This window comes from Rosenbergiella gaditana (assembly GCF_018494065.1).
GTDB lineage: Bacteria > Pseudomonadota > Gammaproteobacteria > Enterobacterales > Enterobacteriaceae > Rosenbergiella > Rosenbergiella gaditana.
Genome location: NZ_JABBFR010000004.1, coordinates 149251 through 175800, shown reverse-complemented (window position 1 = coordinate 175800; position 26550 = coordinate 149251). Strand labels below are relative to the sequence as shown.

General features: G+C 45.4%; 29 protein-coding genes and 2 pseudogenes. 8 read left to right on the top strand and 23 right to left on the bottom strand.

From position 1 onward, the window contains the following. From HH682_RS04860 to fkpA, 9 genes and pseudogenes are all read right to left on the bottom strand, one after another. Positions 1–77 (bottom strand): annotated as a pseudogene (locus tag HH682_RS04860) (GTP-binding protein); the annotation flags it as partial. Between the two features lie 67 nt (positions 78–144). Further along, positions 145–2259, bottom strand: a complete 2115-nt coding sequence (gene fusA, locus HH682_RS04855) for an elongation factor G (protein WP_214236482.1) — start codon at positions 2257–2259, stop codon at positions 145–147. Between the two features lie 94 nt (positions 2260–2353). Then, positions 2354–2824 (bottom strand): 30S ribosomal protein S7, encoded by a 471-nt coding sequence (gene rpsG, locus HH682_RS04850; RefSeq protein ID WP_048912872.1) that lies wholly within the window; start codon positions 2822–2824, stop codon positions 2354–2356. Between the two features lie 96 nt (positions 2825–2920). Next, positions 2921–3295: a 30S ribosomal protein S12 gene (gene rpsL / locus HH682_RS04845; protein ID WP_003852912.1), complete on the bottom strand. Its 375-nt coding sequence runs from the start codon at positions 3293–3295 to the stop codon at positions 2921–2923. Positions 3296–3418: 123 nt separating this feature from the next. Next, complete coding sequence (gene tusB / locus HH682_RS04840) at positions 3419–3709, bottom strand: sulfurtransferase complex subunit TusB (protein ID WP_214236481.1); 291 nt, start codon at positions 3707–3709, stop codon at positions 3419–3421. A 9-nt stretch (positions 3710–3718) separates the two neighbouring features. Beyond that, positions 3719–4078, bottom strand: coding sequence for a sulfurtransferase complex subunit TusC (tusC, locus tag HH682_RS04835; protein WP_214236480.1), 360 nt, complete (start codon positions 4076–4078; stop codon positions 3719–3721). Further along, positions 4078–4455: a sulfurtransferase complex subunit TusD gene (gene tusD, locus HH682_RS04830; protein ID WP_214236479.1), complete on the bottom strand. Its 378-nt coding sequence runs from the start codon at positions 4453–4455 to the stop codon at positions 4078–4080. The genes tusC and tusD overlap by 1 nt, the downstream gene beginning before the upstream one ends. Then, positions 4455–4920: pseudogene (locus HH682_RS04825) on the bottom strand (PAS domain-containing protein). Before HH682_RS04825 ends, tusD begins: the two are co-directional and overlap by 1 nt. 172 nt (positions 4921–5092) lie before the next feature. Beyond that, positions 5093–5911: an FKBP-type peptidyl-prolyl cis-trans isomerase gene (gene fkpA, locus HH682_RS04820; RefSeq protein ID WP_214236478.1), complete on the bottom strand. Its 819-nt coding sequence runs from the start codon at positions 5909–5911 to the stop codon at positions 5093–5095. Positions 5912–6187: 276 nt separating this feature from the next. Here fkpA and HH682_RS04815 point away from each other — a divergent pair, with 276 nt between their 5' ends. After that, positions 6188–6406 (top strand): SlyX family protein, encoded by a 219-nt coding sequence (locus tag HH682_RS04815; protein WP_214236477.1) that lies wholly within the window; start codon positions 6188–6190, stop codon positions 6404–6406. 32 nt (positions 6407–6438) lie between these two features. Here the strand turns inward: HH682_RS04815 and slyD are convergent, their stop codons facing one another. The 4 genes from slyD to kefG form a co-directional block, all read right to left on the bottom strand. Beyond that, positions 6439–6981 carry a peptidylprolyl isomerase gene (gene slyD, locus HH682_RS04810; RefSeq protein WP_214236476.1) on the bottom strand — a complete coding sequence of 181 codons (543 nt, stop codon included), beginning with the start codon at positions 6979–6981 and terminating at the stop codon, positions 6439–6441. Between the two features lie 182 nt (positions 6982–7163). Beyond that, the gene (locus HH682_RS04805) at positions 7164–7358 is read right to left on the bottom strand and encodes a YheV family putative zinc ribbon protein (protein WP_048912880.1); all 195 of its coding nucleotides are present in this window, start codon (positions 7356–7358) and stop codon (positions 7164–7166) included. Between the two features lie 34 nt (positions 7359–7392). Next, the gene (kefB, locus tag HH682_RS04800; protein WP_214236475.1) at positions 7393–9204 is read right to left on the bottom strand and encodes a glutathione-regulated potassium-efflux system protein KefB; all 1812 of its coding nucleotides are present in this window, start codon (positions 9202–9204) and stop codon (positions 7393–7395) included. Then, entirely contained in the window at positions 9191–9754 is a 564-nt protein-coding gene (gene kefG, locus HH682_RS04795) for a glutathione-regulated potassium-efflux system ancillary protein KefG (protein WP_214236474.1), read from the bottom strand. The genes kefB and kefG overlap by 14 nt, the downstream gene beginning before the upstream one ends. Positions 9755–9876: 122 nt before the next feature. Here kefG and HH682_RS04790 point away from each other — a divergent pair, with 122 nt between their 5' ends. Further along, positions 9877–11790 carry an ABC transporter ATP-binding protein gene (locus HH682_RS04790; protein WP_214236473.1) on the top strand — a complete coding sequence of 638 codons (1914 nt, stop codon included), beginning with the start codon at positions 9877–9879 and terminating at the stop codon, positions 11788–11790. Between the two features lie 27 nt (positions 11791–11817). Here the strand turns inward: HH682_RS04790 and HH682_RS04785 are convergent, their stop codons facing one another. Next, complete coding sequence (locus tag HH682_RS04785; protein WP_214236472.1) at positions 11818–12420, bottom strand: LysE family translocator; 603 nt, start codon at positions 12418–12420, stop codon at positions 11818–11820. Between the two features lie 46 nt (positions 12421–12466). Between HH682_RS04785 and HH682_RS04780 the strand changes: the two genes are divergently transcribed. Genes HH682_RS04780 through HH682_RS04770 form a run of 3 tightly spaced genes read left to right on the top strand, consistent with a single transcriptional unit; the run spans position 12467 to position 14640 of the window. After that, entirely contained in the window at positions 12467–13489 is a 1023-nt protein-coding gene (locus HH682_RS04780) for a hydrolase (protein ID WP_214236471.1), read from the top strand. Continuing rightward, complete coding sequence (locus HH682_RS04775; protein WP_214236470.1) at positions 13486–13701, top strand: YheU family protein; 216 nt, start codon at positions 13486–13488, stop codon at positions 13699–13701. Before HH682_RS04780 ends, HH682_RS04775 begins: the two co-directional genes overlap by 4 nt. A 51-nt stretch (positions 13702–13752) precedes the next feature. Beyond that, positions 13753–14640 (top strand): phosphoribulokinase, encoded by an 888-nt coding sequence (locus HH682_RS04770; protein ID WP_214236469.1) that lies wholly within the window; start codon positions 13753–13755, stop codon positions 14638–14640. On the opposite strand, the gene HH682_RS04765 is transcribed toward HH682_RS04770, so the two are convergent. Then, positions 14637–15041: an OsmC family protein gene (locus HH682_RS04765; protein ID WP_214236468.1), complete on the bottom strand. Its 405-nt coding sequence runs from the start codon at positions 15039–15041 to the stop codon at positions 14637–14639. The two genes, HH682_RS04770 and HH682_RS04765, sit on opposite strands and share 4 nt — an antisense overlap. Before the next feature lie 286 nt (positions 15042–15327). Here HH682_RS04765 and crp point away from each other — a divergent pair, with 286 nt between their 5' ends. Both crp and HH682_RS04755 read left to right on the top strand, forming a co-directional pair. Continuing rightward, the gene (gene crp, locus HH682_RS04760; RefSeq protein WP_048912889.1) at positions 15328–15960 is read left to right on the top strand and encodes a cAMP-activated global transcriptional regulator CRP; all 633 of its coding nucleotides are present in this window, start codon (positions 15328–15330) and stop codon (positions 15958–15960) included. 73 nt (positions 15961–16033) lie between these two features. Next, positions 16034–18124 (top strand): YccS/YhfK family putative transporter, encoded by a 2091-nt coding sequence (locus HH682_RS04755; protein WP_214236467.1) that lies wholly within the window; start codon positions 16034–16036, stop codon positions 18122–18124. A gap of 19 nt (positions 18125–18143) precedes the next feature. Here the strand turns inward: HH682_RS04755 and HH682_RS04750 are convergent, their stop codons facing one another. From HH682_RS04750 to ppiA, 3 genes are all read right to left on the bottom strand, one after another. Further along, positions 18144–19361, bottom strand: a complete 1218-nt coding sequence (locus tag HH682_RS04750) for an aspartate aminotransferase family protein (RefSeq protein ID WP_214236466.1) — start codon at positions 19359–19361, stop codon at positions 18144–18146. A gap of 69 nt (positions 19362–19430) precedes the next feature. Beyond that, positions 19431–20006 carry an anthranilate synthase component II gene (locus HH682_RS04745; RefSeq protein ID WP_214236465.1) on the bottom strand — a complete coding sequence of 192 codons (576 nt, stop codon included), beginning with the start codon at positions 20004–20006 and terminating at the stop codon, positions 19431–19433. 83 nt (positions 20007–20089) lie between these two features. Further along, on the bottom strand, positions 20090–20653 hold the full coding sequence (ppiA, locus tag HH682_RS04740; RefSeq protein WP_214236464.1) for a peptidylprolyl isomerase A: 564 nt from the start codon (positions 20651–20653) through the stop codon (positions 20090–20092). A gap of 258 nt (positions 20654–20911) precedes the next feature. On the opposite strand from ppiA, the gene tsgA reads away from it, so the two are divergent. Beyond that, positions 20912–22078 carry an MFS transporter TsgA gene (tsgA, locus tag HH682_RS04735; RefSeq protein ID WP_214236491.1) on the top strand — a complete coding sequence of 389 codons (1167 nt, stop codon included), beginning with the start codon at positions 20912–20914 and terminating at the stop codon, positions 22076–22078. A 55-nt stretch (positions 22079–22133) separates the two neighbouring features. Here tsgA and trpS read toward each other — a convergent pair whose 3' ends face one another. From trpS to HH682_RS04710, 5 genes are all read right to left on the bottom strand, one after another. Next, positions 22134–23138: a tryptophan--tRNA ligase gene (trpS, locus tag HH682_RS04730; RefSeq protein ID WP_214236463.1), complete on the bottom strand. Its 1005-nt coding sequence runs from the start codon at positions 23136–23138 to the stop codon at positions 22134–22136. 18 nt (positions 23139–23156) lie between these two features. Next, positions 23157–23834, bottom strand: a complete 678-nt coding sequence (locus tag HH682_RS04725) for a phosphoglycolate phosphatase (protein ID WP_214236462.1) — start codon at positions 23832–23834, stop codon at positions 23157–23159. Continuing rightward, a complete protein-coding gene (gene rpe, locus HH682_RS04720; protein ID WP_099823268.1) occupies positions 23818–24501 on the bottom strand; it encodes a ribulose-phosphate 3-epimerase in 684 nt (227 codons plus the stop codon). Before rpe ends, HH682_RS04725 begins: the two co-directional genes overlap by 17 nt. Positions 24502–24558: 57 nt before the next feature. Then, a complete protein-coding gene (gene dam / locus HH682_RS04715; protein WP_214236461.1) occupies positions 24559–25371 on the bottom strand; it encodes an adenine-specific DNA-methyltransferase in 813 nt (270 codons plus the stop codon). A gap of 95 nt (positions 25372–25466) precedes the next feature. Continuing rightward, on the bottom strand, positions 25467–26498 hold the full coding sequence (locus HH682_RS04710; RefSeq protein WP_214236460.1) for an SPOR domain-containing protein: 1032 nt from the start codon (positions 26496–26498) through the stop codon (positions 25467–25469). Between the last annotated feature and the right edge of the window lie 52 nt (positions 26499–26550).

Below are 26550 nucleotides of genomic sequence, written 5' to 3'. Positions count from 1 at the left end.
GTTTTACCGTGGTCAACGTGACCGATGGTTCCCACGTTTACGTGTGGTTTATTACGTTGAAATTGCTCTTTAGCCATGGCTATATTCCTTACTGTTATGCCCTCATTCTCGATGAGGGCATGGGATCAAATTTAAACCGTAGTTTTATTTGCTACGTGCTTCAATAACAGCCTGCGCAACGTTGTTTGGCGCATCGTCATACTTCAAGAACTCCATGGAGTAAGAAGCACGACCTTTAGTCAGAGAACGCAACTGAGTCGCATACCCAAACATTTCAGACAATGGTACTTCGGCATGAATCTCAACGCCAGTTGCGTTTGATTCTTGACCTTTCAACATACCACGACGTCTGCTCAGGTCACCGATAACGTCACCAGTGTGCTCTTCCGGAGTCTCTACTTCAACTTTCATGATTGGCTCAAGCAGAACTGGGTTCGCTTGTTTAAAGCCTTGTTTGAAAGCTAATGATGCAGCCAGTTTAAACGCTAGTTCAGATGAGTCAACATCATGGTAAGAACCGAAGTGCAGACGAACACCTAAATCAACTACCGGGTAACCCGCTAATGGACCAGATTTCAACTGCTCTTGCACACCTTTATCGACCGCAGGGATGTATTCTGTTGGAATTACACCACCCTTGATATCGTTGACAAACTCGTAACCTTTCGGGTTTGAGCCTGGCTCCAGTGGGTACATATCGATCACAACGTGACCATATTGTCCACGACCACCTGACTGCTTAGCATGCTTACCTTCAACATCGGTAATCTTGCTACGAATTGCTTCACGGTAAGCAACTTGTGGTTTACCCACGTTTGCTTCAACGTTGAATTCACGCTTCATACGGTCAACGATGATATCTAAGTGAAGTTCACCCATACCAGCGATGATTGTCTGGTTAGACTCTTCATCAGTCCATACACGGAAAGATGGATCTTCTTTAGCCAGACGACCCAGAGCAAGACCCATTTTTTCTTGGTCAGCTTTGGTTTTTGGTTCAACCGCGATTGAGATTACTGGCTCTGGGAATTCCATACGCTCCAGAATGATAGGCGCGTTAGGATCACACAGGGTATCACCGGTAATAACATCTTTCAGACCGATTGCTGCAGCGATGTCACCAGCACGAACTTCGCTGATTTCTTCACGCTTGTTAGCATGCATCTGAACGATACGGCCTAAACGCTCACGTTGTGATTTTACTGAGTTCAGTACGGTGTCACCAGAATTAACAATACCTGAGTAAACACGGAAGAACGTCAAGTTACCCACAAACGGGTCGTTCGCAATTTTAAATGCTAATGCTGCGAATGGCTCGCTATCATCTGAACGACGTTCAGCTGGAGTATCTTTGCCATCGTCCAACATACCTTTAATTGCAGGCACTTCAGTTGGAGAAGGCAGATATTCGATAACGGCATCAAGCATCGCTTGAACACCTTTGTTCTTAAATGCAGAACCACAGGTAACCAAGATGATTTCGTTGTTCAGAACGCGTTGACGCAGAGCATTTTTGATTTCTGCTTCAGTCAGTTCTTCACCACCCAGGTATTTTTCCATCAGCTCTTCGGAAGCTTCTGCTGCAGATTCGATCAGGTTTTGACGCCATTCTTCTGCTAGCTCTTGCAACTCTGCTGGGATTTCTTCGTAATCGAAGGTCGTACCTTGGTCAGCATCATTCCAGTTGATAGCCTTCATTTTTACCAGGTCAACAACACCGGTAAAACCTTCCTCTGCACCAATCGCTAATTGCAATGGAACAGGATTAGCACCTAAACGTGCTTTAATTTGGCTGACAACTTTCAGGAAGTTCGCACCCATACGGTCCATTTTGTTAACGAACGCGATACGTGGAACTTTATACTTGTTAGCCTGACGCCATACGGTTTCAGACTGTGGCTGAACACCACCAACTGCACAGTAAACCATTACTGCACCGTCAAGAACACGCATTGAACGCTCTACTTCGATAGTAAAGTCAACGTGTCCCGGGGTATCAATGATGTTGATACGGTGTGGTTCAAATTGTTTAGCCATACCAGACCAGAATGCAGTCGTCGCAGCTGAGGTGATAGTAATACCACGCTCCTGCTCCTGTGCCATCCAGTCCATTGTCGCTGCACCATCATGTACTTCACCGATTTTGTGACTTACACCGGTATAGAACAGGATACGCTCGGTAGTAGTAGTTTTACCGGCATCGATGTGTGCACTGATACCGATATTACGGTAACGTGAAATGGGTGTTTTACGAGCCATTTGATTCCTCTGAATTCTAGGACGTTCTATTTAAGTTAACCACAGCGGGTTAGCTTTTAGAGCGCCCGCTGGGTTAACAACTACACCGAAGGGATTACCAACGGTAGTGAGCGAACGCCTTGTTGGCTTCTGCCATACGGTGAACGTCTTCACGTTTCTTAACTGCAGTACCTTTGTTCTCTGCAGCATCAGAAAGTTCGTTCGCCAGGCGAAGAGCCATAGATTTATCACCGCGTTTACGAGCAGCTTCAACGATCCAACGCATTGCCAGGGCATTACGACGAACCGGACGTACTTCAACTGGGACCTGATAAGTTGAACCACCTACACGGCGTGATTTAACTTCGACTGTTGGACGAACGTTGTCTAAAGCAACTTCGAACGCTTCCAGTTCAGATTTACCAGAGCGCTGAGCCAGGGTCTCAAGCGCGTTATATACGATAGATTCTGCAGTAGATTTTTTACCGTCTACCATCAGAATGTTTACAAATTTTGCCAATAGTTCTGATCCGAACTTAGGATCCGGCAGAATTTTACGTTGACCAATTACACGACGACGTGGCATGGAATATCTCCGTTGATAATTCAGGATTGTCCAAAACTCTACGAGTTTATTTTGACATTTATGTTAAAACGTTTGGCCTTACTTAACGGAGAACCATTAAGCCTTTGGCTTCTTCACACCGTACTTAGAACGAGCCTGTTTACGGTCTTTAACACCGGAACAGTCAAGTGCACCGCGAACGGTATGGTAACGCACACCTGGTAAGTCTTTAACACGACCACCACGGATCAGGATCACGGAGTGCTCTTGCAGGTTATGACCTTCACCACCAATGTAGGAGGTAACTTCAAAACCGTTGGTTAAACGAACACGACAAACTTTACGTAATGCTGAGTTCGGTTTTTTTGGAGTAGTAGTATATACACGAGTACATACACCACGTTTTTGCGGGCAAGCTTCCAGCGCAGGTACGTTGCTTTTTGCAACTTTACGTACGCGTGGTTTGCGAACCAGCTGGTTAACTGTTGCCATTAAATAGCTCCTGGTTTTGCTTTTGCTTCGTAAACACGTATTAAATCTACCTCATATTTCTATGAGGACGCAGAATTTTAGGGCTGAGTATAGAGGGTGTCAAGAAATAACCAACATATCGTCTCACCAAGTGATCTGTTTCGAATGCTTTACAGTCAATTCGACGAACTGTTGATAGCTTACTATCTGGAATTTAGGCCCCAACAACCCCGTAATTCCTCGCGCTTGCGCGTCTTCTTGAAGAAGATACAGCCCGAAATTTTTTTTCGCCACCAGCCTAGAAAAATAATGGCTGTCAGCAATCCCACCGTATACTGCATCTTGCAAGAGTAAGATGTCATCTGTCTGACCAATGAATGTCTCAAGATAATCCATATCGAGCGTCGCTGGGGAGGACATTATGAGATGAAGCATATGTACCCCTTAAAAACTAATAATTTTGTCGTACCGACTCAGTCGCTGTTGGAGTTCGTTCAAGGGTAAGGCCGTCGCTGCCATGCTCCCAATAGCTTGCTCGATAACGCCGCGTGCCACCAATGATTGCTGACATACATAAACGTCCTCAATATCATAGAGTTCAAGCAGTTTAAACGTGGTGATGTAGTCACGTGCAAAAATAGTACTGGGTTGCTGAGAACTTATGAGATGAAAGACCCCCTCACCCATAAAAAACACACCAATATCGTCACTCAGGGCACCCGTTGCAAGTAGAGCATCCAGTCCCTCCCTACCTGAGCTTGAACCGTGAGGGGCTGTTTTAAAAATGAAAGCTATCGAATTCATTAAAATTGTATTACTCGGTCGCAGGTCAGCAAGGACGTGGCAAGTGCCCCTAGGCCTGAAAAATTGAATTGTGGATGAAAATTATATATTCCTTCTCGTGCATGCTCCTGATCAATGACCCCACGCCGTAAAGCGGCTGATACACATATATTAAGATTGATATTTTCCTTAATACTTAATTTTATCCACTCTTCAACCAGATTATGTTCATCGTTAGCGGGTGATGTCAGCATATTTGCATTACTCACTGCCTCTTGATAGAAGAAAATTGAGTCAATGATATGATCAGCCTTTAACAAGGCTTTAGCGAACATCCATGCACTCGTGGCATTTTGTGTACCATAAACTGGGCCGGTTATAACCAGTGCGTAGCGCATCACTCCTCCCCTTCAGGGAACTCTTTATGCCTAAGTTGGCGGATATAAAGATAAACCGTATGTTTGGAGATATTTGAACGGTCTACCACTTGATTAATGGTATCTTTGCTATCAAAAATCCCTTTCGAGTATAAATTCAAAACTACTTGCCTATTCTTAGTATTGCTTGCCTGAGAAGGCGGGCTCTCTCGCCTATCCAACCCATATAAATGTTTGTAACGCAAGATTAGTAATGGGTGAACCAATTTGGCGACCAGTTCACTCGCCATTGGCAATACGTATCGCTGAATTCTCAGGAGTATTCAATGTATGCAGCACGATTTCGCAATGGTCGCCCAGCATCAGGGCTCCCCCCTCTACCATTGACTCATAAGACCTTAATATTCCATGATCAACGGTATTAAATGTATATTTAGGGCTCGTAACATCCCTTAAGCCGTCACTTGTACTTAACGGTTTAGGCATAGCTTACATCATTTTAATACGACAAAGATTAATTCCCAATCACTCAATATCAGAAAGGTATAGGGTTAGAATAGCTAGTGGTTTTAGTACTATTTTTTACGCCAATCGAGAAGTGATGGCAAGGAGTCAACACCACTGCTTGCTGCAGTGGTGTTGATAACGCGAGAGAGATTTACTTTTTAGCCGATGAACTTGCGTCCGCCGCTGGTGCTTGTGGAGCTGACTCGCCTTTTGCTGCAGGTTTAACATCTAATAGTTCAACATCAAACACTAAAGTCGAATTAGGTGGAATACCTGGCACGCCGTTTTGACCATAAGCTAGCGCTGGTGGGATCACTAACTGGATTTTACCGCCCTTCTTAATATGCTTTAACCCCTCAGTCCAACCTGGGATAACCCCATCAAGACGGAAAGATAATGGTTCGTGACGATCGTAAGAGCTATCGAACTGTGTACCATCGGTCAGCGTACCCTTATAGTTAACAACGACCGTATCACTGTCAGTAGGGGCTGCTCCGCTACCTAGCTTTTCAACCTTATAAAGTAACCCTGATGACGTTTTCTTCACGCCTTTTTCTTTGGCGAATTTCGCTGCGAAAGCATTACCTTTATCGGTATTCTCTTTGGCATCTTTTTCCATTTTCGCTTGTGCGGCAGCTTTTACGTTTCCTTCAAACGCTTTAAGTGTTTGCTCAACTTCGCTATCCGAAAGCTTGCTTTTCCCTGCGAACGCATCCTGCACACCTGCGATCAATTGCTTATTATCCAGCTTGATGCCTAATTTCTCTTGTTCCTTTAGAGAGTTCTCCATGTAGCGACCTAATGAGGCACCCAGGGCGTAGGCCGATTGTTGGCTCTGATCTTTAAATGCAGAGTTTACTGCAACTTGTCCTGAAGGCTGAGTAGTTGTCTCCGCAGCCATGACGAGAGGGGCGTTGAGGCCAACCGCTAAAGTTGCAGCCAACAATGAGACTTTAAACAATGATTTCATCCATATCTCCTAACCAAAGTCAGGTACTTTGGCGCTTTAAAAGTGTATAACACTACACAATGACTTTTTAATGGCTAAACATCAGAACCATTACGAGTTAAACGGCCCCTCTACGACAATACACTCACGATAAAGTTTCGAGGTTATCTCATCATATTGGGGCGAAAATTTATTTTTCAAGCGCTAATAAAATATAGCGAATTTCATAGGATTTCTTCTGGGAGTGAGCGGTATACTGTCGACAATTATCGTATTTTCAACGATGGAGACTAGATTATGAATGTTGAGGAATTGACTCAACGGCTGGACAGCCTTGAAACAAAGGTCGCTTATCAGGAACATACTCTCGAAGAATTAAACCAAACTTTGATAAGTCATGAACTTGAAATGGCAAAAATGAGAGAACATCTACGGTTGTTGATCAGTAAATTAAAAGCTGTTTCGCCTTCTATGGTTGCTTCCCAGTCAGAAGAAACACCCCCACCACATTATTAATAAAAAAGGCTGCATAAAGCAGCCTTCTTTACTTAGTGGTGACAACCACAGCCGCCAGTACCGCAACCTTCTTCGTTCTGGTCGTGGTCGTGGTCGTGATGATGGCCATCAGCACCGTGCACGTGACCGTGCGCTAATTCTTCTTCGGTCGCTTCGCGAATTGCAACAACTTCAACGTTAAAGCTTAAGTTTTGACCCGCTAGCATGTGGTTACCGTCAACGACAACATGATCGTCGCCAACTTCAGTGATTTCAACTGGAACTGGACCTTGATCGGTCTCCGCCAAGAAACGCATACCTGGTTGCAGCTCATCCACGCCCACAAAGACGTCTTTAGGAACGCGTTGAACTAAATTCTCGTCATACTGACCATAAGCGTCATTAGCAGGCACATTGATATCGAACTTATCACCGGCTTCGCGATTATCTAACGCGTTTTCTAAGCCAGAAATTAAAGAACCGTGGCCATGCAAGTAGTCCAGCGGTGCGGTAACAGGTGCTTCATCAACCAGCACACCATCTTCAGTACGTACTTGATAAGCAATACTCACTACCAAGTCTTTTGCAATTTTCATGATAACTCCTAACCGTTGAGCGCTGTGTTCCCGTCTCATTGGTCTATTTTTGCCTGCAATAATACCAACCAGAAAGGTCCTGACTATGTTGAAAAACTCTATCAGTTCTTCCGTAAACAATTATAGTGGGAATGATTGTAGCGAAATTCAATGCCTCAATCAGAAATTAGCGTAAAAAAAACTTACTCTGGCGTAAATACACCAATAATTTGTTCATCTTTACGTACCGCTGATTGCACTTGTTTATCCGCTTCACGCATTTGATCACCACATTTGACACATTCAACCACCTCCACGCCTGACTCTTTCCAGAGCGCTAAAGTATCTTTTGCTTGGCAGTGCCGACATATCGCTCCGGCAATAAAACGTTTACGCATAATATACCCTTAATGGTGGGGAAGAGAGACCGCATTAATCTGCAGCATCCCAGCGTCCCAATGTTTGTTTATCCTGCTGCATTTCCCTACGGAAAATATCTTCAAGCTCCCGCCGAGCCTCTTTAACTCGTGAGATATGGCCCGTTTCATCGTGATGCGGCATAAGGTCCTTCAGCATTTGTTCATCAAGTTGAGTAAAATATTGCTGAGCGCGCTCCGCTTGATAAGGGTGTATGCCTAAGGATACTAATGCTTTACCTGCTAATTGTACTGCGCTCAAAAAAGTCTCACGCGTAATATCTGTAATCCCGGCCTGTAATAGCTCATGGGCTTCCACCCGCCCTCTTGCTCGAGCCAAAACTTTTAAATGAGGAAAGTGTTGCTGGCATAGTGCTATCGTTGACATGGTATCGGAAGGATCGTCACAAGTAACAATAATCGATTGCGCTCGTTCAGCGCCAGCTGCCCGCAAGAGCTCTAGGTCGTTTGAATCACCGTAGTAGACTTTATACCCATAACTACGGGTCAAACTTACCACACTGATATCTTTCTCTAACACAGTAACCCGCATATTATTGGCCATAAGCAGGCGTCCAACCACTTGCCCAAAACGACCAAAACCGACCAAAATAACCTGCGGCTCATCGTCTTCGACGTAATGCTTTTCCGCGTTTTCATCATCTTGGTTATTAAACCGACGCACCAAAATGAGGTCAATCAACTTCATCAATAAGGGGGTAGTAATCATCGATAGCGTCACAATCACGAGAAGTAATGATAACTGCTCTTGATGGAAAAGACCCACACTTGACGCGGCAGAGAAGAGTACAAAAGCAAACTCTCCCCCTTGGCTAAGCACCCCTGAAAACTGTAAACGTTCCGAGCTTCTCATCCCATATAGACGCGCCAGCAGGTATAACACTAAGGCTTTGATTGCGACCAGTGTTACGACTGCTATCAAAACTTCAACAATATGAGTAAATAATACGCCAATGTTCAGCGCCATACCGACGGAGATAAAAAATAGGCCAAGCAGTAAAGCTTTGAAGGGATCAATAGCGACTTCTAACTCATGACGATACTCACTTTCCGCTAATAGGATACCCGCGATAAAAGTCCCCAATGCCATCGATAGCCCCAAGGCATCCATAAATAATGCGGAACCGATAACTAACAACAAGGCGGAGGCGGTAAAAATCTCTTTCACCCCGGATGCAGCAATATACCGAAAAATAGGTCGTAATAAGAAGCGCCCACCCACAAGCATTCCTGCAAAAGCGAGAACTTTCATTCCGATCTTCATCCAATCGGTTGGATGGCCAGAATCATTACCTGCTAGCAGCGGTACAAGGGCTAAAGCAGGTATCACGGCCAAATCTTGAAAGAGCAAAACCGAAAAACCGAGTTGCCCGGCTTCACTGCGGTTCATCCCCTTTTCCTGCATCAATTGTAATGCCATGGCCGTTGAAGACATCGCAAGACCAATACCGCCAATCATAGCGGCTTGCCAAGAAAATTGCGTGCCCCATAGGAGTCCAGCAAGTAATACACTTGAAAAAATAACTTGCCCGGCGCCGACACCAAAAATGGAGCGTCTTAACTGCCACAACTTACCTGGATTAAGCTCAAGCCCGATGATAAACATCAAGAACACCACTCCTAGCTCGGAGAAGTGCAGGATCTCTTCAACGTCACTAATAAATCCGGCGCCCCAAGGCCCGATGGCTATTCCCGCTAATAGATACCCAAGTACCGCACCAATTCCCAATCTTGCCGCAATTGGAACGGCGACAACTGCTGCCGCTAAATAAATAACGCCTGCGGTTAACAAATCAGATCCGCCCATCCATTATCTCCTCTGGTAATGGCTGAGTGAGCCAGTCTGAATACGCCGCGGCAAGGGATTTTAATACCTCTAAAGGCTGCCGCCTTGCATGATAAATGACCATTGGCGACATCCACTGCATATGGCAAGTCTGCGCGACCAGTTCAAATGGACGCATGATCTCGCCAAGAGGATAACGATTCAGACCCTGCGATTGATAAGCACTTTCTGGCTCGCCGGTTGTGACGACACAGCGTAATGTTTTCCCTTCTAATGCTGATTCACCCATTCCCGAAGCAAACCCCCGCGATAACACTCGATCTAACCATTCCTTGAGTAAAGAGGGACAACTGTACGTATAAAGAGGATATTGAAACACAATAATATCGTGCTCCCGTAACAATTGCTGTTCACGATAAATATCGATAAAAAAGTTGGGGTACGTCGCATAAAGATCATGCACCGTAACATGCTCAACTCGACGAGCCGCTTTCAGAAGCTTACTGTTTACCACTGATTCCTGCGCTTCAGGGTGAGCATAAAGCAAAAGTATTTTTGGTGAAGATGACATTGTCGTCCTCCAAGTTATCGTCTTAGTAATGGTTTTCCGTTACCATGCTGCGATACAAAGATGTGTGGTGAGCGATTTTAGTTATGCCACTAATTTACCATATTCCATAAATTACGGCGCTTATGATTGTCTTCTCTTCCTTACAATTACGACGCGGAACCCGCGTACTCTTAGACAATGCCTCTGCAACCATTAATCCGGGCCAAAAAGTAGGCTTAGTCGGTAAGAATGGCTGCGGGAAGTCAACCCTATTGTCACTACTCAAACAAGAGATCAGCGCAGAAAGTGGAAGTGTCAATTTCCCGACCAATTGGTCCTTAGCGTGGGTAAATCAAGAAACGCCTGCGCTCGCCACTTCGGCAATTGACTACGTGATTGATGGCGACAGAGAGTTTAGGGGCTTAGAAGCGCAGCTCGCCGCAGCTAATCAAGCGAATGATGGGAATCAAATTGCGCTGCTTCACGGTAAGTTAGAGGCCATCCAAGCATGGAGTATTCACGCCAGAGCGGCTAGCTTACTTTACGGATTAGGCTTTTCACATACTCAGCTCCAATCGCCAGTGAAAGATTTCTCGGGTGGATGGAGAATGCGCCTAAACCTTGCCCAGGCCCTAATTTGCCGTTCAGACCTTTTACTCCTGGACGAACCAACCAACCACCTAGATCTTGATGCGGTCATTTGGCTAGAGAAATGGCTGAAAAGTTATACAGGCACCTTAATTCTTATCTCTCATGACCGGGATTTTCTCGACCCAACTGTGGGTAAAATCTTGCATATCGAGCAAGAAAAATTAATGGATTATACCGGTAACTACAGTGATTTTGAGCGGCAACGCGCCACCAAACTGGCTCAACAACAGTCGCTGTACCAAAGCCAACAGACTAAAGTCGCGCATTTACAACATTATATTGATCGTTTCCGTGCGAAAGCGACCAAAGCAAAACAAGCACAAAGTCGCTTAAAAATGTTAGAACGGATGGAAATGATTGCCCCGGCACATGTTGATAATCCTTTTACCTTCCAGTTCCGCGCACCTGAGTCACTCCCCTCTCCACTGTTGACTATGGAAAAGGTGACCGCTGGCTACGACGATAAGGTTATTTTAGATTCGATCAAACTCAATCTCGTCCCCGGTTCTCGTATAGGTCTGCTAGGAAAAAATGGTGCCGGTAAATCCACACTGATTAAGTTGCTTTCAGGTGAACTTATCCCGCAATCCGGTGTGGTAACCCTTGCTAAAGGCGTTAAGCTCGGCTATTTCGCACAGCATCAACTAGAGTATTTACGTGCGGAAGAGTCGCCTTTACAACATCTTCAACGCCAAGCGCCTAAAGAACTGGAGCAACACCTACGCGACTATTTGGGTGGTTTTGGATTTCAAGGCGATCAAGTTAAAGCCCCTACTGCCCAGTTTTCAGGAGGAGAAAAGGCTCGCTTGGTCTTAGCGCTGGTTGTCTGGGAGCGTCCTAACTTGCTGCTGCTAGATGAACCGACCAACCATCTTGATTTAGATATGCGCCAAGCACTGACCGAAGCTCTCATCGATTTTGAAGGCGCATTGGTCGTGGTGTCGCACGATCGTCATCTATTACGGGCGACTACCGATGATCTTTATCTCGTTCATGGTGGCAGTGTCGAGATGTTCGCTGGCGATCTCGATGATTATCAGCAATGGCTTGCCGATCAACAGAAAGAAACGGCTACCGCCCAAAAAATTGATACTTCACGTGACAACAGTCAAAGCGCACAAGCGCGTAAGGATCAGAAAAGGCGTGATGCCGAACTGCGCACTAAGACGCAGCCTTTACGCAAGCAAATCGAGAAACTCGAAAAACAGATGAGCGAGTGTCAGCGTAAATTAGCTGAAGATGAAGAGAAGTTAGCTGACCCTGCAATTTATGAAGCAGGTCGTAAAACGGAGCTGACCGATACGTTACAGCATCGGACCTCAGTCCAGTCACAACTTGAAGACGTTGAGCTCGCTTGGCTTGATGCACAAGAAGAGCTGGAAACGTTACTCTCCAGTGAAAGCTAACTCACACTAAGTTTCAGGTTTAAGAGGTTACAACCAGATAAAGGCCACGCTCAGGGCGGTTAACAATCCCATGATAAGATTGAACTGACGCCATGCGCGTGGGCTGTGTAGCCAACGACCAATCACTGTGCCAAAGGCTAGCCATATACACCCCGCAATCAGGTTGACTAAAAACATGGCTAAACTAATGCCCGCAATCGAGGTAGTATAGGCTTTACCGTTTAAACTGAAACTGGCAACCGCACCGAGCGACATCAACCAAGCTTTAGGGTTGACGAGTTGTAATACCGCACCTTGCCATAATGGCAATGTCTTTTCTGGATGGTCTTTCACCTCAAGAGATTCATAAGCAGCCGTCGTGATTTTCCAAGCCAACCACAGTAAATAAGCGCTTCCTGCGATTTTTAAGAACATATGTAACGCAGGATAAAGGATAATAAGGTTACCTACACCGAAGGCAATCAGTAACAGCATGATTTGCATGCCAAACATTATGCCTAGCATCAATGGTATAGTTCGAACGAAACCAAAATTGGCGCCAGAGGTCGTAAGTAGCATATTATTGGGTCCCGGTGTAATCGCCGCGACCCACAAAAAACCAAATAATGAGAGAAAAAGACTGAGTTCCATAAAATTACCATCATCCAGATTAACCTTTGAAACTATACAGTGAGTTATGGATCAGACAAGCCCTGAGAACCTGAATAATTATCATAATGACGATCATAATTTTACCCCTATTCGTTGTTTGAGAAATGCGCATATTCAGACTCTATTACCCAGAATCTTACGCCGTATGGTCCGTATCAAACCTGTTTGGCAGCGCCTAGAGCTACCCGATGGGGACTTTGTCGATCTCGCTTGGAGCGAAGATCCGATGTTGGCGAAACATAAGCCACGCGCTGTGATATTTCATGGTTTAGAGGGAAGTGTAAAAAGCCCTTACGCTCATGGCCTATTAGCCTCTTTTCAGCAGAAGGGATGGTTAGGTGTCGTCATGCACTATCGTGGCTGTAGTGGTGAACCTAATCGATTGAAACAGAGCTATCACTCTGCTGATATCGAGGATGCTAGCTATTTTCTACGTTGGATGAAAGAGAAACTGGGGCCAGGCTGGACGTCCGCCACCGGATTTTCCCTCGGCGGGAATATGCTTGCCTGTTTAATGGGTAGCCAAGGTGACGAATGCTTATTAGATGCAGGAGTAATTGTCTCTGCACCCCTGATGCTCGAACCCTGCAGCGTTAAAATTGAAGATGGTTTCTCGCGTTTTTATCAGCATTACTTATTAACGCGACTGAAAAAAAGCCTGCGCCGAAAGCTAAAGGCCCACCCACATCTGTTTTCCATCGCACCCGGGGAACTGAAAAAGATCAAGAAATTACGCGAGTTTGACGATAAGATTACCTCACGTATTTATCATTTTTCTGATGCACTGGATTACTATCGTCAAGCCAGTGGTATGCCTTGGCTAGCCAGTGTCACTAAACCACTATTAATTATTCATGCGGCAGACGATCCCTTTATGACTGACGATGTCATCCCGCTACCGGGACAGTTATCGCCGACGATTGACTATCAATTAAGTGAATACGGTGGACACGTTGGATTCGTCACAGGCAGTCTACTTAAGCCCGTTATGTGGCTAGAACAACGCATACCACAGTGGCTTTCCACACAATTGGATACGAAATCATGATTATTCCTTGGCAAGAGTTACCGGCGGAGACGTTACAAAGTGTCATTGAGTCCTTTGTACTGCAGGAAGGGACCGATTATGGCGAACAAGAAAAAACCTTATCAGAAAAGGTTGCTGAAATTACCCAACAGCTCCATGCTGGTGATGTCGTAATTGTTTGGTCAGAATTACATGAATCCGTCAGTCTACGTGCTGCGCGCGATATACGCTGAAGGGTAAGCTTACTCCTCTGAAGTCGACCCCAACCCGCTAAGGAGACAATCATGTCAGCCAAACATCCCATTATTGCCGTAACAGGTTCAAGCGGTGCAGGAACGACGACGACCAGCCTAGCATTTCGTAAAATCTTTCAGCAACTCGGTATTCATGCCGCTGAGGTTGAGGGCGATAGTTACCATCGTTACACTCGTCCGGAAATGGATGTTGCTATTCGAAAAGCGAGAGATTTAGGTAAACATATCAGTTATTTCGGTCCAGATGCTAACGACTTTTCCCTCTTAGAACAGACGTTTAAGCAATACTCAGACACTGGCAGCGGTCGTTCACGTAAATATCTTCATACCTACGATGAAGCGGTACCCTGGAAACAAGTTCCAGGCACGTTTACGCCTTGGCAACCCCTCCCTGAGCTCACCGATGTCTTATTCTACGAAGGACTTCATGGTGCGGTAGTCACTGAGGAGCATAATGTCGCTGACCTGGTGGATTTATTGGTCGGTGTGGTGCCGATCGTTAACTTAGAATGGATTCAAAAGTTAGTCCGAGATATGCAAGAGCGTAGCCACTCTCGAGAAGCGGTAATGGATTCCGTTATTCGTTCTATGGAAGATTACGTAAACTACATCACGCCGCAATTCTCCCGCACCCATATTAACTTCCAGCGCGTTCCAATGGTCGATACCTCCAACCCCTTTGCGGCTCACGCGATTCCTTCAATGGATGAAAGCTTAGTCGTGATTCATCTTCGCGGTGTAGAAGAGATCAATTATCCTTATCTACTCGCCATGATCCAAGGGTCCTTCATTTCCGCCATGAATACCTTAGTGGTTCCCGGCGGAAAAATGGGGCTAGCGATGGAGCTAATTTTAACGCCAGTCATTAAAAAGCTTTCTGAAAAGCGGCAACAAACCTTATTGGCTACCTACTCTTAAGCAGGGAGTATTTCGTGGCTATGCGTAATCTCTACCGCCTTACCCAACATTAGCGCGACTGAGCAATATTTCTCTGCAGAGAGGGAAACTGCACGCTCAACCACTTTTTCGGTTAACGTCTTACCCGTTACAACGAAATGCAGATTAATATGTGTAAAAAGTCGTGGAGCCTCTTCTCTACGGATCGACGTTAACTTGACTTCACAGCCTTGAACTTCGTGACGACCTTTTTCTAAGATTGAAACCACATCGATCGCACTGCACGTTCCTGCCGACATCAGTACCATTTCCATCGGACTGGGACCATTTTCCCCACGATTACCATCCATTACCACTTGGTGACCCGATGCAGATTCCGCGACAAAACGTAACCCGTCCACCCATTTTACCTTCGCTTCCATCCACATGACTCCTGTTTCAGAATTTATTAGCTAAGATACTCTGAGGTGTATTAATTCGCAAACCACTCATTTGGACTCATACAATACAAGACAGTGGCGCTAACCTGTGCTAAAAACAGGTAAAGGATTATTTATTTCGTTAATCCCAAGATAAAATACCTCGGAGCGCGCTAAGGTAATTTTATCGTCCAATAAAAAAAGAAATGGCACTTGATGCTTTCATAGAGTCACAAAGGTGGCTCACCCTGGTTTATCCAGGTTCGATTACAATAGAGGATAGAAGCGAATGGTTCTCGGTAAACCACAAACAGACCCTACATTAGAATGGTTCCTCTCCCATTGCCATATTCATAAGTATCCGTCAAAAAGCACCTTGATTCATCAAGGTGAAAAAGCAGAAACGCTTTATTACATTGTTAAAGGTTCTGTCGCGGTACTGATTAAAGATGAAGAAGGCAAAGAGATGATCCTGTCTTACCTTAATCAGGGCGATTTTATTGGTGAGCTTGGCTTATTTGAAGAAGGACAAGAGCGTAGTGCCTGGGTCAGAGCTAAGTCAGCCTGCGAAGTCGCTGAAATCTCTTATAAGAAATTCCGCCAACTTATTCAAGTCAATCCTGAAATTCTTATCCGCCTTTCTGCACAGATGGCTCGACGCCTGCAAGTGACGTCAGAAAAGGTCGGGAATTTGGCGTTTTTAGACGTGACAGGGCGTATTGCCCAGACTCTTCTGCATCTTGCTCATCAACCTGACGCTATGACGCATCCAGACGGGATGCAAATTAAAATTACCCGCCAGGAAATTGGGCAGATTGTCGGTTGTTCACGCGAAACAGTTGGACGTATTCTTAAGATGTTAGAAGACCAAAACTTAATTTCCGCACACGGTAAAACCATCGTAGTGTACGGCACGCGCTAATCAGCGCACAAGGCAAGGAGACTCCTTGCCTTGCTCTCGTCGCTATTAATTCATACAACAAGCTGCAGCGGTAATGCTACGTCGACTTATTTATCATCCTGAAGTGAATTATGCGTTCCGCCAAACGTTGGTGCTCTGCCTGCCTATAACACTGGGTTGGCTTATTGGTGATCTCCACTCTGGCTTACTTTTTTCTTTAGTCCCTTCCTGCTGTAATCTTGCAGGCTTGGATACCCCCCATAAACGTTTTTTTAAACGGCTAGTGGTGGGTGGTTTGCTTTTCGCCTGCAGTAGTTTTTTACTGCTCTGGTGTCTACAGCAACAATATCCATTACCTATATTTCTTTTTGCGTTACCCCTCATCATCGGTGTTACTGGCGAAATTAGTCCGTTACATGGACGCTTACTACCCGCCTCATTAGTTGCCGCAGTACTCTCTATCAGCTTGGCTGGCCGTATGCCTCTATGGGGCCCCCCCCTTCTCTATTTAGGGGGAACGGTTTGGTACGGTGTATTTAACTGGGCCTGGTTTAAGTTCTCACAAGCGCAGCAGCTTCGTGAAACACTGAGCTTGCTATATCGTGAACTGGGCAACTACTGCGAACATAAATACCAACGTATTTTTAGTGCCACTGATTCTCCAGAAAGTTTGCAGGATTTACTCAAGCGTCAGCAGAAAGTGATTGATTTAATTACTCAATGCTACCAGCAGTTGCATATGTTACCGGCCGCAAGGAACCGAAATGACCGGTTCTTGATCCGTTATTTTCTGATGGCGCAAGATATTCAAGAACATATCACGATAAGTTTGAATCAACCTGATGAAATCAAAAAACTCTGCCACGATAGCTTTGGAGAGAAAATTTTTAATTGGAATGCCAACACGGTGACGACACAGCTTCACCGCTTGGCCGACGATATTTTATATCACCAATTCGTAAAGCCTTTTTCCATGAGTAAACAAATTTCAGCGTTAGAAAAGCTCGCTCAACAATTTCCTCATAACCCCGTCCCACAATTTTGCTTTTATCATTTCACGCGGATCGCTCGAGTCCTACAAAATGAAAAGCCGCTCTATCAGCGTGATCTAATGCGTGATCGGCAGCGTCGATTACCTTTACTGCCCGCCTTAAAAAGTTATTTATCATTAAAATCTACGGCATTACGTTCTGCCGCACGTTTTTCAATAATGTTGATGTGTGGCGGAGTAGTCGGTATGGCACTGAATATGCCGAAGCCATACTGGATTTTGATGACCATTGTTTTCGTTAGTCAAAATAACTACAGCGCAACGCGGGTACGCATACAGCACCGGGCGCTAGGGACCTTTGTGGGATTAATCATTGCTGCGGTCACGCTGAATCTGCATGTGCCCGAGTCATGGATCTTAATCATTATGTTACTGATTACCTTTTTCAGTAATCTATTCAATCGCCAATATTATGGATGGGCGACCATTGGATTCACAGTCACTGCAGTCTATTCATTACAACTCCTTTCCCTAAATGGTCACCAATTCCTTATACCACGCTTATTGGATACGCTACTCGGCTGCTTAATCGCTTTTGGCGGTACGCTTTGGTTATGGCCTCAATGGCAGAGCGCACTGCTACGAGATAACACGCTGGATGTCCTCAATGCTTATCAACAGGCATTAAAAGTCTTACTGGGGCCAGAGCAAAAAGATGAAGTCTTCGAAGCGGCGCGAGTGGATGCAAACCAAAAACATAACGCGCTATTCAATGCCCTTAATCAAGCAATGCAAGAGCCTGGTTTTGATGATGAGTATTTAGAGGAAATGCATTTATGGGTTAGCCATAGCCAATATATTGTCGAACATATTAATGAACTGACTGCGTTAGCCCGTGAACATACTATGCTGACCCCGACTTTAGCCGAAGGCTATTTACAAGCTTGTGAGATAGCGTTACAGCAATGCCAACAGCGTTTATTGTATGCCAACGATCAAGAGAACTATCACTCAACACATGTGATGGATGAAGCGGCTAATTTCGATAAAGGGCCAAGCACCATTGTAGAGCGACATATCGAACGGATTCTCGTGCATGTGAAGTCAATGCGGACAATCTCCGCTATTATCTGGACTCAGCGCCCTAAACACGGTGCGTGGTTTTCACGTGCTAACAAGAGCCCTGAGCAGTAAATAACTCAGGGCAAGTAAGTTAACCAATAACTTGGGCAATTGCTTGTTGTAATTTTGCCATCCCTTGTTGAACATCTTGTTCAGGAATAATTAGCGAAGGCGTAAAACGTAATACATCACTCCCGGCGGATAACAGCAGCAGGCCATGCTCTGCGGCCGCCTGAATGAAGTCGCGTAGGCGCGCTGCATACTCTGGCGCGAGTTGGGCTCCTATCAGCAACCCTTTACCGCGAATCGTGGTAAAGATGTGATAATGGTTATTAATCTCTTCGAGTGCCTTAATAAACCATTGATGCCGTTGTTCAACTCCCGCTAACAACTGACTATCGTTAATAATATCCAATGAGGCTTCTGCAACAGAACATGCTAGGGGATTACCGCCATAGGTAGTGCCATGGGAGCCAGGTGTCATCACTTTTGCGATGCCCTCTCGCGTCAGCATCGCACTTACCGGAAACCCTCCGCCCAATGCTTTAGCTGTCGTGAGAATATCGGGGACAACCTCTGAATGCTGGTAAGCAAAAAGTTTACCTGTACGCCCCATTCCGGTTTGCACTTCGTCGAAAACCAGTAAAGCTTGGTATTGGTCGCAAAGCTGGCGTAATCCGGATAAGAACGCTTCCGTTGCAGGTGTGACGCCCCCCTCACCTTGAATAGGTTCAACCACGATCGCACAGGTATGATCATCAATCACCGCTTTAACGGCATCGAGATCATTAAAAGGAACATGCACAATATCTGCCGGTTTAGGGCCAAATCCATCAGAATATTTAGGCTGTCCTCCAACCGTGACAGTAAAAAATGTTCTACCGTGAAAGGCATGATGGAATGCGATAATTTTTGTTTTGTAAGGACTTATGGTATTAGTCGCGTAATACCGCGCCAACTTAAAGGCCGCTTCATTGGCCTCAGCGCCAGAATTGGCAAAAAAAATACGATCAGCGAAGGTAGCGTCAGTCAATTTTTTAGCTAGGCGCAATGCAGGTTCATTAGTAAAAATATTACTTAAATGCCATAACTGCTCGCTCTGTTTTTGCAGGGTCTCAACCAGTACTGGATGACAATGGCCTAACGCCGTGACCGCAATACCGCCGGCAAAATCGATGTACTCTTTACCTTGCTGATCCCAGACCCGACTCCCCTGTCCTTTTACTGGGACAAATTGTGCAGGCGCATAAATAGGTAAGATCACCTCGTCGAATAACTCACGAGTAATAGGGGTCTGTGTTACCGGCATCTGACGTCCTTAGTAATTAAAAATTCTCAAGAATAAATATACATTTATATTGCATATAAAATCAATTATTCATCGAGTGGTAAAGTTATTCAATAATGACAGTCCTTGTTCACTCAAAATACTTTCGGGGTGAAATTGCACGCTCTCTATCTCAAGGTGTCGATGACGAAGCCCCATGATCGTAAGCCTACCATCCTCTTCTTCAACCCAAGCCGTCATTTCAAGCTCTTGAGGTAATGTAGCGGTCTCAACGACTAAAGAGTGATAGCGTGTCACGGTAAGCGGATCCGGTAGCTGTGAAAATAGCCCTTGCCGGTTGTGACGAATCACTGAGGTTTTACCATGCATCGCTTGACCCGCACGTATCACTTTGCCACCAAACGCTTGAGCGATGGCTTGATGACCAAGACAGACGCCCAATATAGGCAATTTACCGGCGAAATGTTGAATGGCCGATAACGAAATACCCGCTTCATTGGGTGTACAGGGGCCCGGTGAGATAACAAGATGGCTCATCCCCAGGTCCTCCATCTCTTGAAGTGTAATGGCATCATTACGAATAACCTTCACCTCTACACCACATTGGCAAAAGTACTGATAAAGATTCCAAGTAAAAGAGTCATAGTTATCTATGATTAACAGCATATGATTTCTCAGTTAGAGAAGATAATCGTAGTATTTGACGAGAAAGGTTCCAAGCACTCAACGAGTAGTGCTTGGATAGTCCATTAAGGTAAAACTTTTACGGAGATGATGGTGACAGGCTTTGCAGGAACGTTTTGGTAAGGCCCATTATTAGTGGTTTCGACATGGGAAATTTTTTCTGCCACATCCAGACCTTTTGTCACTTTACCAAACACCGCATAGCCGAAATCTCTCTGTCCATGATCGAGAAAAGCATTGTCCGCGACATTGATAAAAAATTGGCTGGTCGCACTGTCTTTATCCGCTGTTCTTGCCATAGAAATGGTACCACGGGTATTACGTAATCCATTATCAGCTTCATTTTTAATCGGTGCTTGGGTCGACTTCTGTTGCATGTCCGCTGTGAAGCCACCCCCTTGAATCATAAAGCTCGGGATCACACGATGGAAGATCGTATTGTTATAGAAACCGTTATTCACGTATTGAAGAAAGTTTTTGACAGTGACTGGAGCCTTCTCATCGTTCAAGGTTAACTCAATATTCCCTTCAGAAGTCGTCATTAACACATGCGTATCGGCCATCGCATGTTGAGCCGTGGCGGCTAATGAAAACAGGGTTAATGCTGTAGCCAATGTTTTTTTTAACATAATTGCGCGTCCTTAGCTGGGATAGAATAAATACTGACGATGATTGTAAGGAGTATTTACGCTCTACGGCTAGCGATTTCCTGACTTATATCTCGCCAACCACAGCATAAAATATGGCTCAGAGTGCTTTTTCTCTAACGACCACGGTTATTGGTTAAATATTCAATTCATTATGAGCATCATTATTTATAAACCGGAGCGATGGCATTACAATCGTTCGCTTCACTCTTCGGACTTTTCCTTTAACAGGTATTAATGATGATGCAAATAAAAAGAACCGGGCTTACCTGGATAAGCTTTCTTTCCTATGCGTTAACAGGGGCGCTGGTGATTGTAACGGGAATGGTGATGGACAACATCGCTCACTATTTCAATGTCCCCGTGACAAGTATGAGTAATACCTTTACGTTTTTGAACGCGGGGATTTTGATCGCAATTTTTCTCAATGCTTGGCTGATGGAACTAGTTCCTCTTAAAAAACAGCTGATATTCGGCTTTATTTTGATGCTAGTTGCGATTGCCGGGTTGGTTACTGGCCACTCTATCGCTATATTTTCGGCCTGTATGTTCATTCTTGGTGTTGTCAGTGGCATTACCATGTCGATTGGAACCTTTCTGATTACCCACCTGTACGAAGGTCGTCAACGTGGTGCTCGATTGCTGTTTACCGATTCTTTTTTCAGTATGGCTGGAACGCTCTTTCCAATAATCGCCGCGGCGGTATTATCGCGTCAGCTTCCTTGGTATGTAGTCTACTGCGCGATTGGGCTGATTTACGTCGCTATTTTCATCATTACGCTTTTCACCGAATTCCCGATACTCTCTAAAAACTCACAACAAAAGAGTGAGCCTAAAGAAAAATGGGGTCCAGGCGTCTTTCTGCTTGCGCTGGCAGCCTTATGTTACATTCTTGGCCAGTTAGGATTTATAGCTTGGGTGCCTGATTATGCGACTAAAGCGTTAGGTTTCGAATTAGGCCGTGCGGGCCAGCTTGTCGGTAATTTCTGGACAGCTTATATGGTCGGTATGTGGGTGTTTAGTGTTGTGCTACGTTTCATTGACTCACAGAAATTATTGGTATTACTCACAGCGTTAGCGTCCTTATTAATGTATTGGTTTAACCATGCACAGGACCCTAATATGCTTCATATTATCATCGCCGCACTAGGCTTTTTCTCTAGCGCGATTTATACCACGATTATTACTCTTGGCTCTCAGCAAACCAAGATCGCATCGCCTAAATTGGTTAACTTTATTCTGACCTGCGGTACAGTCGGAACCATGTTAACTTTTGTAGTAACAGCCCCTATCGTGAGTCACGATGGACCTCATGCAGCATTGACGACCTCTAATGGTCTTTATCTCACCGTCTTTATCTGTTGCTTACTGCTGGGTTTTGTCACTAAGCATCGCGCAAATCATTAATAAAAAAGGCGGTAGAAAATTTCTACCGCCTTTTTTATATCAGGGTAGCGCCTAATTAAGGACGGGCAACAAAACCAATCGCTTCATAGACTTTGTCAAGTGTTTGTTTAGCTTGTGAACTTGCCTTTTCCGCACCTTCTTTCATGATTTTATTGAGCAATACTTCATCATTACGGAAGTGATGATAGCGCGCTTGTAAATCAGTCAGCATACCCGATACGGCTTCAGCCACCGCACCTTTTAAATGCCCATACATCTGGCCTTCGAATGAACGTTCCAGTTCAGTGATCGGTTGACCGGTTACACCTGAAAGAATATCCAATAGGTTGGACACGCCCGGCTTATTTTTCACATCATAACGCACTACAGGTGGCTCATCAGAATCCGTTACTGCTCGTTTAATTTTCTTCACTACCGCCTTCGGTTCTTCAAGCAATCCGATAACGTTGTTGCGGTTATCATCAGATTTAGACATCTTCTTCGTTGGTTCAAGTAATGACATTACCCGAGCGCCCGATTTCGGGATGAACGGCTCAGGCACTTTAAAGATATCACCGTAAATTGCGTTGAAGCGTTGAGCTATATCACGGCTCAACTCAAGATGTTGTTTTTGATCTTCGCCGACCGGCACTTGCTGTGTTTGGTAAAGAAGAATATCGGCAGCCATCAGGACGGGATAGTCGAAAAGCCCGGCATTAATATTTTCTGCATAGCGTGATGACTTATCCTTGAACTGAGTCATTCGGCTTAATTCACCAAAGTAGGTATAGCAGTTCAGTACCCACGATAGTTGCGCATGCTCTGGCACATGAGATTGGACGAAGATCGTTGATTTTTCAGGATCGATACCACAAGCAAGATAAAGCGCCAAAGTATCAAGGGTAGCCTTACGTAAGGCCGCCGCATCTTGGCGTACAGTGATAGCGTGTTGGTCAACAATACAATAGATACAATGATAGTCATCCTGCATCTGAACCCATTGACGCAGCGCTCCCATGTAGTTGCCGATAGAAAGTTCACCGGATGGCTGCGCACCACTAAAGACGATAGGTCTTGTCATTATTTCTTATCCTGGAGATTACTTCCCAATAAGGGAGAGAAGGTGATCAAATTGATGAATAACTTGGTCTGGGTGGCTATCTTCAATCGGTTCGCCATAATTGTATCCATAGGATAACCCGACTGACTGAACACCCGCCGATTTTGCCGCTTGTATATCGTTACGTGAATCACCTACAAAAAGCAGTTCTTCTGTCAGCAGCCCAAATTGACCCAGTACCATAAAGATTGCAGCGGGATGAGGTTTTTTAACTGGAACGTCATCTCCACCAATGATTAAATTAAAATAGTGATCAATACCAAGGCTTTCCAATAACGGGCGAACAAAGGGTGTCGGCTTGTTGGTAACAATCGCTAAAGGGATATCTTCCGCTCGCAAAACCGCTAATACGTCAGTTACGTGGTCAAATAACTGACTTCCGGTCTCCGCTGTCTGCAGATAATGGTGGTCAAAGCAGCTGCGTGCTTGAGCAAGCTGAGTATCATCTGGCGCTTCACCAAGGGCCCATGTCAGCGCCCGAGTGACCATTATATCCGCACCGTTGCCGATCCAACGGGTCACATTGTCACTCCCGGCTGCAGGTAATTGCAGATCAGCGAGCATTAAATCGATTGCACTCGCTAAGCCCGGAGCACTGTCGATTAATGTCCCATCTAAATCGAATGCTATTCCGCGAATATTAGTGAAATGAGCCATGTGCTTTCTCCACTTCGCGACGCATTTCGGCAATAACCGTTCTATAGTCTGGCTGATTGAAAATAGCGGAGCCCGCAACGAACATATCCGCGCCGGCAGCAGCGATTTCTGCGATATTATCGACTTTTACGCCACCATCGATTTCTAATCGAACATCATATCCACTTTGGTCAATGCGCTTACGCACTTCACGGAGTTTGTTTAACGTGGAAGGGATAAAACTTTGCCCACCAAAACCTGGGTTGACCGACATCAGTAACACTATATCAATCTTATCCAACATATAATCAAGGTAGGTAAGCGGCGTGGCCGGGTTAAAGACTAGACCCGCTTTACAACCGTGCTCTTTGATCAGTTGTACCGTACGGTCAACATGCTCGCTGGCCTCAGGATGAAAAGTGATAAAGCTTGCTCCCGCTTTGGCAAATTCTGGAATCAACGCATCAACTGGTTTAACCATCAAGTGCACATCGATAGGCGCCGTAATGCCATAATCCCGGAGCGCTTTTAACACCATTGGGCCCATCGTTAGATTTGGCACATAGTGATTATCCATTACATCGAAGTGGACAACATCACCCCCGGCCGCAATAGCCTTGGCCGTATCTTCCCCTAATCGAGCGAAGTCGGCGGATAAAATGGATGGCGCAATTAAATAATTTTTCATGCAATTCTCCGAGAGTATGATTTCCGGTTTCAGCAATGCTGAGCTACCGCTACAACATTATGTATACAGTGCTAGCAATTCATCGACCTTAGTTCGGCCCTTAGCACTACGGCTAATGGAGCGCCTTGCTGTAACAACATGAAGTGTAGCCTCTTCATACCATTTTCGAGTTAATTCCGTATCGTGGTTCGAGATTAACACAGGCACCGATTTTTTTTGTGCCAACTTATAGGCTAATTCCGCTAACAGTGCTTGCTCCTTAGCAGAAAAGCTATTGGTATGATAGGCCGTAAAATTGGCAGTCGATGAGAGCGGTGCATAGGGTGGGTCGCAATAAACGACCGAGCCTCGTCTGACTTGAGATAGCGTTTGAACGTATGACTCGCAAACAAAAGTGGCTTGCTGCGCACGTACCGCAAACCATTCTAGTTCCGCTTGCGGAAAGTATGGCCTAACATATCGCCCAAAAGGTACGTTAAATTGCCCGCGTAAGTTATACCGGCACAGACCGTTATAGCCATGTCGATTCAAGTAGAGAAAGAGTAGTGCTCGATAGTAAGGATCGTCGCTCTGATTAAACGCACTACGATGCGCGTAATAGGTGTCGGCATTATTCGTTTCAGGCGTAAAAAAACCACGAGCGTCCGCGATAAATTGACTACTACTGTGCTTGACAATGTTGTAGAGGTTAATCAAGTCACTATTAATATCAGCAAGATAGTACTTCTTATAATCAGTATTAAGGAATACTGATCCAGCCCCCACAAAAGGTTCGACTAGGCAGTCGCCTTCTGGTAGATGGCGTTGGATATCTTCTAATAGGAGATACTTGCCTCCAGCCCACTTCAAAAAAGCGCGATGTTTCTTCATGTTGTCGTATCAAAGATTAATTATGAGATGTTGCGGTTATCCGGACAACAGATTGGCGCTTAAATCGAGGGCTGCTTATTGCAGCCCTATTGAGATTACTGAGCTGATTCTTTCATTGGCTTAACCCATGGACTCTTAGCTTTTACAGCCTCTGGAAGAGATGAGATAGCGCTTTTTGCTTCAGCGGGTGTTTTATAGTTTCCTGTGGTCAAGACATACCACGCTTGTCCATTGCGAGACGTCTTATGAACCTGGTAGCTGGAAAGATTCTGCTGTTTTGCCCAAGCATTCAACGTATCTTCACGGCTTGCGCCACTGAGCTGTAGTGTATACCCCTTGCCTGACACGGCTTCACGAGAAGGTGCTGGTGTAGCCTTCGCGGGTTGAGATGTCGTGGTTATGGTCACTGGAGTCTGCTTTTCAGCGATTTTTACTGGAGCTTTAGGGGCTACAGTCTTTTTCGCTTCACGGTGTTCAGGCTGACGATGGCTGACGGTGGTCTCACGGCGTTCAGGTACAGCATGACGCACTTCAGAACGATGGCTTGGTTGACGAGCCTCTGTATGCACCACGGGAGGCTTAGCACGCGCATGTTGTTCGCTAGGCGCTGAGTGATGAACCGGTGGCGTTGGTGCAACGTCAGTAGGCTGTTGAGCTGTCTGAGCCGTATTGCTGAGTTTCGCATTGCGATCAAGTGTCGCCGCACCCGTTGGTAGAGATGCAGCTGATACTTGATCAACTGACGACTGGGTATCTTGAGCCATGCCGTTGGTCGACGCCATCGACCCATTCGAGGTGCTATCGCTTGGCGCTGCAGGTTGAGTACCTGCCGGTTGATTTTGCTGATCGTTTACTGCAGCGGTTGAATTATCTGCTGAAGTATTCCCAGACAGGTCGACGTTTCTTTCATTGCCTTGGCCATTAGCAGCTTCGTCGGGTTTAGACTGACTGTTCATTGCTGACCCAATGCCTAAAACTAGTAGTAGCAATACCAAAATCCCCACAGCGATCATGAGATGCTGCTTAGAGATTGGTAGCTTAGAGGACGGTGCAGGTTTTTTTCCACGAGAAGCAGGACGGTCGCTCGTGTCAGGTTTTAATTCATCTTCCGGTTGAAAGTCATCCATTGATCCACCTCATACGTATTCGGCTAAGTACCACTAGAGTGGCCCCGCTGAC

What these genes read in the sequence shown, in the direction of transcription:
- rpsG (WP_048912872.1), bottom strand. Translation starts at nt 2,824, where the DNA reads ATGCCACGTCGTCGTGTAATTGGTCAACGTAAAATTCTGCCGGATCCT.
- HH682_RS04785 (WP_214236472.1), bottom strand. Translation starts at nt 12,420, where the DNA reads ATGGAACTCAGTCTTTTTCTCTCATTATTTGGTTTTTTGTGGGTCGCG.
- crp (WP_048912889.1), top strand. Translation starts at nt 15,328, where the DNA reads ATGGTTCTCGGTAAACCACAAACAGACCCTACATTAGAATGGTTCCTC.
- tusB (WP_214236481.1), bottom strand. Translation starts at nt 3,709, where the DNA reads ATGCTTCATCTCATAATGTCCTCCCCAGCGACGCTCGATATGGATTAT.
- tsgA (WP_214236491.1), top strand. Translation starts at nt 20,912, where the DNA reads ATGATGCAAATAAAAAGAACCGGGCTTACCTGGATAAGCTTTCTTTCC.
- HH682_RS04815 (WP_214236477.1), top strand. Translation starts at nt 6,188, where the DNA reads ATGAATGTTGAGGAATTGACTCAACGGCTGGACAGCCTTGAAACAAAG.
- slyD (WP_214236476.1), bottom strand. Translation starts at nt 6,981, where the DNA reads ATGAAAATTGCAAAAGACTTGGTAGTGAGTATTGCTTATCAAGTACGT.
- HH682_RS04790 (WP_214236473.1), top strand. Translation starts at nt 9,877, where the DNA reads ATGATTGTCTTCTCTTCCTTACAATTACGACGCGGAACCCGCGTACTC.
- HH682_RS04765 (WP_214236468.1), bottom strand. Translation starts at nt 15,041, where the DNA reads ATGGAAGCGAAGGTAAAATGGGTGGACGGGTTACGTTTTGTCGCGGAA.
- tusC (WP_214236480.1), bottom strand. Translation starts at nt 4,078, where the DNA reads ATGAATTCGATAGCTTTCATTTTTAAAACAGCCCCTCACGGTTCAAGC.
- HH682_RS04725 (WP_214236462.1), bottom strand. Translation starts at nt 23,834, where the DNA reads ATGGCTCATTTCACTAATATTCGCGGAATAGCATTCGATTTAGATGGG.
- ppiA (WP_214236464.1), bottom strand. Translation starts at nt 20,653, where the DNA reads ATGTTAAAAAAAACATTGGCTACAGCATTAACCCTGTTTTCATTAGCC.
- HH682_RS04745 (WP_214236465.1), bottom strand. Translation starts at nt 20,006, where the DNA reads ATGCTGTTAATCATAGATAACTATGACTCTTTTACTTGGAATCTTTAT.
- kefG (WP_214236474.1), bottom strand. Translation starts at nt 9,754, where the DNA reads ATGTCATCTTCACCAAAAATACTTTTGCTTTATGCTCACCCTGAAGCG.
- kefB (WP_214236475.1), bottom strand. Translation starts at nt 9,204, where the DNA reads ATGGGCGGATCTGATTTGTTAACCGCAGGCGTTATTTATTTAGCGGCA.
- HH682_RS04770 (WP_214236469.1), top strand. Translation starts at nt 13,753, where the DNA reads ATGTCAGCCAAACATCCCATTATTGCCGTAACAGGTTCAAGCGGTGCA.
- HH682_RS04710 (WP_214236460.1), bottom strand. Translation starts at nt 26,498, where the DNA reads ATGGATGACTTTCAACCGGAAGATGAATTAAAACCTGACACGAGCGAC.
- fusA (WP_214236482.1), bottom strand. Translation starts at nt 2,259, where the DNA reads ATGGCTCGTAAAACACCCATTTCACGTTACCGTAATATCGGTATCAGT.
- HH682_RS04755 (WP_214236467.1), top strand. Translation starts at nt 16,034, where the DNA reads ATGCTACGTCGACTTATTTATCATCCTGAAGTGAATTATGCGTTCCGC.
- trpS (WP_214236463.1), bottom strand. Translation starts at nt 23,138, where the DNA reads ATGACAAGACCTATCGTCTTTAGTGGTGCGCAGCCATCCGGTGAACTT.
- HH682_RS04805 (WP_048912880.1), bottom strand. Translation starts at nt 7,358, where the DNA reads ATGCGTAAACGTTTTATTGCCGGAGCGATATGTCGGCACTGCCAAGCA.
- dam (WP_214236461.1), bottom strand. Translation starts at nt 25,371, where the DNA reads ATGAAGAAACATCGCGCTTTTTTGAAGTGGGCTGGAGGCAAGTATCTC.
- HH682_RS04780 (WP_214236471.1), top strand. Translation starts at nt 12,467, where the DNA reads ATGGATCAGACAAGCCCTGAGAACCTGAATAATTATCATAATGACGAT.
- HH682_RS04775 (WP_214236470.1), top strand. Translation starts at nt 13,486, where the DNA reads ATGATTATTCCTTGGCAAGAGTTACCGGCGGAGACGTTACAAAGTGTC.
- tusD (WP_214236479.1), bottom strand. Translation starts at nt 4,455, where the DNA reads ATGCGCTACGCACTGGTTATAACCGGCCCAGTTTATGGTACACAAAAT.
- rpe (WP_099823268.1), bottom strand. Translation starts at nt 24,501, where the DNA reads ATGAAAAATTATTTAATTGCGCCATCCATTTTATCCGCCGACTTCGCT.
- HH682_RS04750 (WP_214236466.1), bottom strand. Translation starts at nt 19,361, where the DNA reads ATGCCGGTAACACAGACCCCTATTACTCGTGAGTTATTCGACGAGGTG.
- fkpA (WP_214236478.1), bottom strand. Translation starts at nt 5,911, where the DNA reads ATGAAATCATTGTTTAAAGTCTCATTGTTGGCTGCAACTTTAGCGGTT.
- rpsL (WP_003852912.1), bottom strand. Translation starts at nt 3,295, where the DNA reads ATGGCAACAGTTAACCAGCTGGTTCGCAAACCACGCGTACGTAAAGTT.